The organism is bacterium (assembly GCA_030247525.1).
GTDB lineage: Bacteria > Electryoneota > JAOADG01 > JAOADG01 > JAOADG01 > JAOTSC01.
The window spans coordinates 1-9,868 of record JAOTSC010000127.1 but is presented as its reverse complement, the minus strand read 5'-3'; the positions used below and the strand labels follow the sequence as shown (position 1 = coordinate 9,868).

At 46.7% G+C, this 9,868-nt stretch carries 6 protein-coding genes; 2 read left to right on the top strand and 4 right to left on the bottom strand.

Features of this window, described 5'->3' with window-relative positions; translation table 11 throughout:
- Positions 1 to 1,516: hypothetical protein (locus tag OEM52_11215; GenBank protein MDK9700703.1), on the top strand; the 1,516-nt coding region annotated here is incomplete at its 5' end.
- A gap of 73 nt (positions 1,517 to 1,589) precedes the next feature.
- On the opposite strand, the gene OEM52_11210 is transcribed toward OEM52_11215, so the two are convergent.
- The 4 genes from OEM52_11210 to OEM52_11195 form a co-directional block, all read right to left on the bottom strand.
- Positions 1,590 to 2,183, bottom strand: a complete 594-nt coding sequence (locus tag OEM52_11210; protein ID MDK9700702.1) for a superoxide dismutase — start codon at positions 2,181 to 2,183, stop codon at positions 1,590 to 1,592.
- Positions 2,184 to 2,303: 120 nt separating this feature from the next.
- A complete protein-coding gene (locus tag OEM52_11205) occupies positions 2,304 to 3,590 on the bottom strand; it encodes a T9SS type A sorting domain-containing protein (GenBank protein ID MDK9700701.1) in 1,287 nt (428 codons plus the stop codon).
- Between the two features lie 406 nt (positions 3,591 to 3,996).
- Positions 3,997 to 5,463: a hypothetical protein gene (locus OEM52_11200; protein ID MDK9700700.1), complete on the bottom strand. Its 1,467-nt coding sequence runs from the start codon at positions 5,461 to 5,463 to the stop codon at positions 3,997 to 3,999.
- A gap of 100 nt (positions 5,464 to 5,563) precedes the next feature.
- On the bottom strand, positions 5,564 to 7,444 hold the full coding sequence (locus OEM52_11195; protein MDK9700699.1) for a carbon starvation protein A: 1,881 nt from the start codon (positions 7,442 to 7,444) through the stop codon (positions 5,564 to 5,566).
- A 259-nt stretch (positions 7,445 to 7,703) separates the two neighbouring features.
- Between OEM52_11195 and OEM52_11190 the strand changes: the two genes are divergently transcribed.
- Positions 7,704 to 9,868, top strand: a 2,165-nt coding sequence (locus OEM52_11190; GenBank protein ID MDK9700698.1) for a hypothetical protein, incomplete at its 3' end; no start/stop codon positions are given.

Here is a 9,868-nt window from a genome sequence, read left to right as displayed (position 1 = left end):
ATTTTATGGATTGCAACCTGCCACTTATACGGTTTCGGTGTCGCTATTCGGTTACGAAACGACAAGCCAACAAATTGTGATAAACAATGCCGAAACAGATACGCTTGATTTTTCATTGCAGCCATTGCCTACTGGAAGCTTACTTGGTCGTGCATTCAATCCAATGACCAATCTACCCTATAGCAATTTTCGATTTAGATTACTCTCACCTGCCCAAGGATATTGTATTTCCAATGATTCCGGGTATTTCTCACTTGATTTGCTTCCGGTTGGACACTACTTGGCTTACGCTGAATTTAACAACTACTATCCCCAGGATACCGTCGAATTTGCCATTACCGCCGGCGATACAACGTTACTTTCAGTTACCATGGGGAGCAATTTTGGCAGAGTCGAGGCCGTATTACGAGAAAATCTTACAAATGCTCCCATCGCAGGCGCTGTCGTTACATGCGATGGATTATCTCAAACTGTAACTTCAAACTCACAGGGAATCGTCAGTTTCCAACACCTGCAATTCGGGCAGTATACACTGCGGGTGGATCATCCACCTTACTTACCCGATTCGATTGTTGTTACAGTAAATTCTTCCAATAGTTACAGTAGTTATAGCTGGTACCTCGAGCGCAATCCAATCGAACTCGTAGATTCTCTGGATTCGCAACCGGGAATGATATCCTCCGTAAAGTTCAGTCCCAATGGTTCGCTGATTGCCAGCGGGGGAAGTGAAGCAAATGTTAGGATTTGGTCGGCGACGGACGGAACACTATTACATGAGCTGCCTAGTCAACACCATGAAGTTACTTGTATAGCTTTTAGCCCCGACGGGAGATTCTTGGCGGCGGGAACCTGGGATGGGGTAATTATGATTTGGCGGGTTCCGGAAGGAACACTCCATCAAGCGCTTACAACTCATAACGCAAAAATCGAAAAAGTAGAATTCACCCCAGACGGTTTGTATTTAGGTAGTTGCTCGCAATCCAGTGGTCTTCTTCTTCATCGGGTTAGCGATTGGTCGCTGAATCGTACTTTCGCTATCAACCAACCAACTTCGTTTTCCTTTAGTCCGAACGGATTGTATGTTGCCGCAATCTCTGAGCAATATCTAACAGTGCATCGCATGAGCGACGGTACTGTATTTTTTCAAGATCACAGTTGGGGTGTATCGGGCGAAGTGTGTTATAGTTCAACCGGAATGTATTTGGCAGCCGGATACTATTACGGCCTAGTACTGTTTTCTGCCTATTCAACTCATTATCGGGCAAATGGTCTCTATCAACCACCATTATATAATAATTATAATACTTTAGAATTCGCTCCGACTTCACCGCTCATTGCCGCAACAGGTGACCAAGGAGTTATAACTTTTTGGAATGCAAATCACTACCGTTTCTATACATCGATTCCGACGAATAATATGTCTATCAACTCGATTTCCTTTAGTCGTGACGGACGGATGTTTCTTACCGGCGGGTCAGACGGCGTAGTCAGGATATGGCGGGTATTGGTTCCCTAACAAATCGTCAGTTCTTAATATAAAAAGAGCGTGGTTTCCCACGCTCTTTTCTTGCTCAATTCAATCCCAAAACTTACGCACAAGTCGCAAAACGGGCATTCACATCGTTCCAATTGACAAGGTTCCACCACGTTTCCACAAAGGCGGCGCGCTTATTCTGGAACTTCAGGTAATAAGCGTGTTCCCAAACATCAACCACTAACAATGGGGTAACGCCCCACAACGTCAAGTCTTGATGTTTTTCCGATTGAAGGATTTCCAATCGCTTCGCCCGCGGTTCCCGGCACAAAACTGCCCAACCACTCCCCTCAACGGCAACGGCGGCGGCAGAATACTGCTTCTTGAACGAATCGTAGCTGCCGAAATCCTTCTCAATCTGGGCGGCAATCTTTCCAGTAGCCGGACCGCCAGCATTGGGCGCCATATTTTCCCAATACATCGTATGCATGAAGTGTCCCGACCCATGAAACGCCATTTCACGCGACCAATGCTTCACCATCGCAAAATCGCCGGTTTCCCGGGCTTTCGCCAACATCTCTTCCGCTTTATTCAAACCGTCGACATACCCTTTATGGTGCATATCGTGGTGCAATTTCACAGTCGCTTCATCCATGTGCGGCTCTAATGCATTGTAGGCATAGGGAAGCGGTGGTAATTCGTACGCCATTCGTATTCTCCTTACGATAAAAGTTTTGCTCCGATCCGTTTCGGCAAGTGTGTATCTACGATGAGGTACGAGCAGGAAATAAGAGTGTTGGAAACAGTATTAAACTCTGAGAGAGAAGGATTAGCGTAACAAAACGAATTTTGTAGATGTTGCTCTCGTAAAGGATGATTGAAATGAAATGTAATATACTCCTGACGCTAACTTCGGATTTTGGAATTGAATTTGTTGAGTACCTGTCAGGTTGGAAGGAATCTGTTTCGATAAAACGATTCTTCCGAGATTATCATACATCCGAATCGAACAACCACTAACGTTAGGGGGAATTGAGTAGCGGATTGTGAAAGCTCCGTTTGCAGGGTTGGGATAACACTGAACATCATTTATTTGTTTTGAATGAGTGCGATCAATCTCTTCTTGAGGAAACATACTGTTTACGGGAAAAACTGGTGTCGTGTGCCACGGGATTGGGTTTACATTATCATTTAATACTAAACCTAATCCATTGAGGTTACCACGCCACTGTGGTCCGCTTGTATCTCCCCAAAAACAATTAGGAGCGTCCATCACAATCACATTCCCTTGAAGGAACGAAGAAAAATGGTTTCCAATGAAATCGCAACTTTGGAGACGCATTGTGTCTGGTGCAACCCAACCGATAAATGATCCATTGATCTGATTGTTTATGAATTGGCAAGAGTCGATTTGTCCGCGCGACCGAAGTAATAGCCAAGGACTGCCAGCCATAATATTATTTTGGAAAATGCAATTTTTAAAAACAGTATATCGATGAGCCACTCCTTCAATCAAACCACGTGTTTCACCAACAATCTGTGTTTGACAATTTGAAAAGGAGCAACGATCAAACACCACTCCTTGCATATCTAGAGCACTATTTACGCTGAACAGATAACCACTTCCTGAAGTATTTGATACTAATGAATCGAAGCGACAGTTTTTTACTACACTTGCCCGCTCAGTGCCGGCAAACATCCAAAAGGCATTGTCACAAAGCTGATTAAAATCTGAGTCTTCTATTTGAAACCAACGCCTTCCAGTAATCGCTGCAAATCGTCCGGGTAGTTTAGCATAACAGTTGCTTAATTTAACTGAATCGGCATCTAACTGCATTGTCCACGAGCCTGAAATTCGGGGATACTCAACAAAAGTACTATTGGTAATTTGAACCTCTTGAATTTGTTGTGTTCTTACTAGCGTTGATGAAAAATCGACAGTGCCTCTAAACACACAACGTGAAATCAGTAGCCTCGAATTTCCTGAAAGAAGAATGTAATATCCAGTTGTTGCAAAGGCTCCTTCAATCCTGCAGTCTGAAAGCAGAAATACCATGGAGTCACCAACGATAATCTTCCTATTTGGGTGCGGTACACCTTGTGTTACAATACTCATTCCAAAGATCGATACATCACATCGATTAGATTGAATAAGCACTGTTTCAAACGAATGATTAAACACAGTGTTATGGATGTAATTCGTATCGTTGAAGTCATCGAAGCGAGATTTGATTGTGATGGATTGAGTAGGTCTTAGTGTGTCAGAGTAGAATCCTATCGCCAAAGAAACAGTATCCCCATTTGTCGCGTTTTGTACAGCCGAAGTAAGAGTATTGTACTGTTCTGGAACAAGTAAAATTTCACACTTACTTCGTGGCGTGCAACTTAACACAACAAACAGGGATACTGGTATAACTAGTACTCTATGAAGATTCATCTTCGCAATACTACTTCCCCAAGATTTACACGACCCGGCTCGCCTCCTATTTCAGTTACTTTTACTGTATAGGAATGAACTCTTTTCAATCCATGTAATGCGAAATCGCTTTTACCCGGTAAACATAATTGTTCGTAAAAGATGGAATTGGGTAACTGGTGGATTGTACGACCGCTAATGGACTAAATCGAACCGAGCGATTCGCTAAACTTGGATTGGCAAACTCGATTTGATAGCGGACAACAGTACCGGTCGGCAACGTCCGGTTGCGGTAATCGCGGGTCACAGCCGTCCAGGTAAGGGTCGGTGTACCGGAAGTCAAACTCACGCCGATATTGGCAGGTGTGCGGGGGGCGCGATAGTCGTAAATCGTATTGTACACCATATTGGCAATACTCGCGCTAATGGTGTTGCATTGTTGTGCGGTGGGGACGCCCGCCAAAAGCGGTGCAACTTGTGCGCGAATCTCCGCTTCGGTCGCATACATTTCCGGCATCCAGCCGCCGGTATTATTAACCAAAAATCGGGTATCGATACTTTGGCTGGTGCCGTCGATGGCGTCATACATCGCATTCGCTTCGCTGCAAATCGGAGAGGAAGTTCCCGTCAATCGGGCAGACAGGGTTGTCTGGTGCGGCCAAACCGGTACAGCGACGGTAGTAACCGGATTTCCCAGAAAGAACCAAACGACCGGCATCGACCACCCTTGCGCCGTTCGTTTACCACCTTGGATAACCATCCCGGAAGCAGTGTTGCGGCGGCAGATCGAACCGTACATCGATGAATAAGCATAGACGTGCGAACCGATATACCCATCGAGGGGGATCGGAAACACATCAGACGACCAACCATCAGGCGCGATATCGCGCATAATCCGGAACACCGAATCGAGTCCGATTGGCGCTGCCGCAAGCGCGCGCGCGTAGAATCGGCGGGCGCGGTCGTTACGATAGAAGCCCAACGGATTATTCAAAGTGTCGGCGCCATAAGCATAGTTCGCCCGTACTAAGTAACCGTTGGGGTCTTGTGCCGTGAGGGGATACTCCCACCAAGCGTTGCGATCCGCTTCAAATACCGACATCGCTCCGGTGGAATCGAATGCTAAGAAACAGGAAGGATTGGTACGACCGCCGTTTAAGGTATCGGTCTCATCTAAAATGACACGAAATTGGGCGAGGTTATAGCAAGTGCCAAGGGCACGGGTTTGAATGGTTCCATCGTCGGCAGGATCAACCAGAGGCTGTAGATTCCACGCATTCGAGTTTGCTACAGCAAATCCAACGGTATTAACGCCGCCCCAAACTTCATTGGGAGTATTGCCGTAACCGATGCCGACAAACCGGTAGTTAGGACCATCCAAAATGCGGGCAACTTGGTTGCGATTCGAGACATCGCGGTTCTTCCAGATGAGCATACGACCATCGGCAGTGCGGTCGGCACGAACGAGCGCAAGGGTACATTCCCCATCGCTTTGGCTCTGCAATCCTTCACTGGCAAGTGCGACTGCCGCAACTGCCAAAACGACGATCCAGACAAAATTGCGCATCTTCATGGTCACCACCCTGTTTTCTGCAACATAGCCTCTACGAACCGAGAGTTCAACCGTTTTCCTAAAATACGAAAGATTATAACCACATGCTTTTCGGAATTACTTAACACGCTTTTCCTACCGATGGAAATGCCGATCCAGTCTCAGCTCCTTCTAATGGGAGGGGATGACTTGGTTTCGGAGTAGCAAACGTCTTTACCACCAAAATGACCACTCCAATCGAAAGTAACATCATGACAACATCGGCAACGATAAGAGTCCAATTCTGCTTGGCGATGTATTTATTAAGAAGAATAACCAGCGATGCAAAGGTGGTTCCCATCATAAAAAGCGCGGGTATGAGCGTATAGAAGTATTTTTTCGACCTGGCACGCAGCCATGCCGATACCGTCAGTAACACGAGCGCCGCTAATAATTGATTTGCTGTTCCGAAAATAGGCCATAGGGTACTAAATGCATTGGAATAGGCAAACACCCACATGAGAATTACCGATAACCCGGAATTAAACCAATAATGTTTCATGATTGCTGGTACTTGTACAAATAATATCTGCCATAATTCTTCAAATAAATACCGATTCAAGCGCACTGCCGCATCGAGGGTGGTGATAACGAATCCTTCGACTAAAAGAATTCCAAAGACAGTTCCCAGAGCAATTGGAATTCCTAACGCTTTATGAAACAAGGTGCCCGCCGCCAACGAAAAACCGAGAATCGGATTTGATTTCGCTCCCGGGTCGGTTGGCCAGACGATTGATTTGTAATCGCCAAAATTAATCGCGGCGGCAACCGCAATCAGTACGCAGATTGCTAATGCGGATTCCAATAGCATCGCATTAAAACCGACTTTTCGCGCATCGCATTCGTTGGTCAATTGCTTCGCGGTCGTACCACCAGCGACCATCGAATGAAATCCGGATATTGCGCCGCAGGCAATGGTTATAAACATCATCGGCCAGAGGAACCCAAGGTTTTTGGTTCCTTCGGCAAGATTCCAACTTGGCGCTTGGATTTCAATCCCAGAAAATCCAATCATGACGACCGATACTACCATTAATAGTATGCCGCCATACAGGATTTGCACGTTTATAAAATCACGCGGTTGCAGGATCACCCATACCGGTACACCCGCCGCAAAGAGTACATAGAACGACATGATAATCATCCAGACTTCCGGGGAAAAGGTCACCGGAATCGCTACTCCAATGACGACCGATCCGATGCAAACAGCTGCCGCCAAGAGATAAGCGAGAATTGTATTGATCCGGCGTTTGAAGATGAGCCAACCTAACAATGGTGCCATTAGCGTAATAATGATGACCGAAGTCGATGCGATACCGCCGATTTTACCGACGGTAACTTCTTTGTATTGAGCTGCCGGAGTTGCAGTGGTACCAACCTCGTGTCCTTCGACACTCGCGGCATCCTTATCGACAGGCGCAATAGGTACTTTCACGATTTCGGTATGCAGGATCGAAGTTGCCTCGGTTCCGCCTAATTTATCGATAGGCCATTTCGAGGTAAGTGAGATTGCCGTTGCTGAGAGAAAAGCGGAAGTCACTAACACGATCATAACAATCGTAAGCGTGATGAATAGATTAAAACCCGCTTTTCCCAACGCTTTGCGGGCAACTTCCGCCATCGATTTTCCGCCTTCGCGGATACTTATGAAGAGCGTAGTAAAATCGTGGACTGCGCCAATCATAATTCCGCCAACTACAATCCATATCCATGCCGGAACAAAACCGTATAGGAGCGCAAGGGTGGGACCAAGAATGGGGCCAGCGCCGGCGATTGCCGAGAAATGGTGGGCAAACACGACATACCGTTTCGTGGGGACATAATCGCGCCCATCATTGATCCGCACCGCCGGGGTGGGGTTCCTGCCATCCTCTCCGAGCGATTTCGCGATGAATCGGGCATAGAAGCGAATCGCAAGAGCAAATGCCGCCAATGCTAACGCAAGGTAAAACAGAATCAACATGAAGCGCCTCGACACTGGTAAAATTGAATTTCTAACTATACAAGAGGTGAAAGCTATCGCAAGACCACGAGGGAGTCAACCGATTGACGGACGATTCGCATTTTTCTTAAAGAAAATTCAAATTCGCAGCAAACTACTTGTTTTTACAAAATACCTTATGCTTATTATAGTAACCGAATTTTTCGTCTCCACTTCTGTTTGAGATGTCGTAGCAGCAACTTGTCTGATAATTCTCAATTTCTGCAACCGGGAGGCAATCATGAACTGCATGCTTCGCAAGCTTTCTGCCCTTATCCTGTTTTCCATCCTCACGAGTGTTTCGTTCGGACAATACCAACAAAACCAACTCCGATATCCCGGCGATTCGCTCGGACTCACGATTCGCGGGGGGAGTAGTATTAATTGGGGTTGGGAGTACAACGACCAAAAACACGCAGTCTCGGTTTCTCCGAGTGGAAATCGCAATACATATTTCGCATGGTCGGAACGTGGCGAATTCGACTGGCGCATCCGGGGAGCAGCCGTCGATTCCAGCGGAAATCTGCTCTGGATCCGCACGATAAACGATCATACCAATCATCAGGATTATCCTACGGTACAAGCGTTATCGGACGGTTGCATTGTCGCTTGGGTTGACTATCGCGATGGTGTTTTGCGATCGATCTATGCCCAGAAGATATTAGCAAACGGGAATACACTTTGGCCAACAATCGGTGACACTACCGAAGGTTTGCTTATCGCAGAGGCAAATGATTATCGCATGAATCTCAGGATGATCTCCGACGGCGGCGATGGAGCGATTTTGGTTTGGGAGGATAATCGGCGAGGCTTTAGTACTGATCTATGGGGAACCCGAATTCTCGGTAATGGACAAACTGCTCCCGGTTTTCGGGCAAACGGTACACCAATTGCCGTTGCGGCGGCAAGTCAACCGTACAACGGCTATTACTCTATTTGCACTGATGGACGTGGCGGTGTTTGGGTCACTTGGGTTGATAGCCGGAGTTCCGGTGATCCTAATTTGTTTCTACAACGACTGCGCTCGAATGGCACACTTCAATTCGATTCCACTGGACAGATACTGATCGATGCTGTTGGCGAACAATCACATATCGAGATTTGTCCCGATGGGCGGAATGGCGCATTTCTGGTGTGGAGGAACTTTACGCCCGGTGAGCAAGATCATGAACTGTATATGCAGCGAATCGATTCAAGCGGTACTCCCCGTTGGAACCCAGGAGCAACCGGTGTTCCCCTAACGAATATCGTCGGCGACCAAATCCGACCTAAAATCATATCTGCTGGAGTTGATACTTGCATTGTCGCATGGGAAGATTTTCGGAACGATCCAATAGCTAATTCAAATGATGATATTTATTGCAATAAAGTTACCGGAACAACCACTTTACAAAAACTTTGGGGAGTAAACGGTACGGCTGTTTGTGTGGAACTCCATCAGCAACGCGAATCTCAAATCTCGTCGGATGGCAATCGGGGAGTAATTATCGCCTGGGAAGATGAACGAGAAGATTTCTCTCCGATGCAAGATATTTTTGCCCAACGAATCGACGCGAGCGGACAACCACTATGGGATGTCAACGGAAGACCCGTCGCGAATGCAACCGGAGGACAGTACCAGGTGATTCCAAAATTCGCGGGTAACGATCGATTCCTCTTTTTATGGCAAGACTCCCGCAACGGTTCGGAGCCAATCTATCGAACGCTTTGGAGTGGAACGGGACAGCCAATCGAGAACTTTCCCGCGAATGGTATACTGACAATCCCCGATATTAGCTATAATTGCATGAACATTTCGGTGCTTTCTAACGAGACCGACCGTTTCTTTACGACTTGGGTCGATGGTCGATGGCAGCCATTCGGAAGTCGGGTCTATTACTCGATCAACAACGCAGTAACTGGGGCGCCGATTGGTTGTGCACACGATGGAAATCCTGTTACGCTGGATACAAACAATTATGTCAGCCAACAGGGTGGACAGCAACTCAGTTCACCTCTATTAGTTACCACTCCTGATCAAGACGCAATTGTCATCTATACTCAAACTGCGTTAGAGGTTAGAACACTTCGAAGTCAAAAAATCTCCCGCAATGGCGAGCGAATGTGGGGAAACTTCGGTACCCAGATTTCGCCTCCTTTGTACAACATCGATAATCTGTCTGGCGTACCCGATGGCAATAGCGGTGCCTTGTTTTGTTACACCGCAGTTGATACAACTTCACCTTACTTCTACAACCAAGTCCAGGTTCAACATGTCAGTGCCAGTGGGCAGCCAATGTTGAATCCAGCAGGCGTTGTTATCGATTCGTCTGACCGCGAGCAAAGTTTTTCTTGTCTAACAAAATCCGGTGAGAATTACTATGTTGGCTATATTCAACTTGACGATGAGAACAATCTGTACTACTC

Bases quoted from the DNA above. Each gene is read 5' to 3' on its own strand.
- OEM52_11210 (MDK9700702.1), bottom strand. From the start codon at position 2,183: ATGGCGTACGAATTACCACCGCTTCCCTATGCCTACAATGCATTAGAG.
- OEM52_11205 (MDK9700701.1), bottom strand. From the start codon at position 3,590: ATGAGTATTGTAACACAAGGTGTACCGCACCCAAATAGGAAGATTATC.
- OEM52_11200 (MDK9700700.1), bottom strand. From the start codon at position 5,463: ATGAAGATGCGCAATTTTGTCTGGATCGTCGTTTTGGCAGTTGCGGCA.
- OEM52_11195 (MDK9700699.1), bottom strand. From the start codon at position 7,444: ATGTTGATTCTGTTTTACCTTGCGTTAGCATTGGCGGCATTTGCTCTT.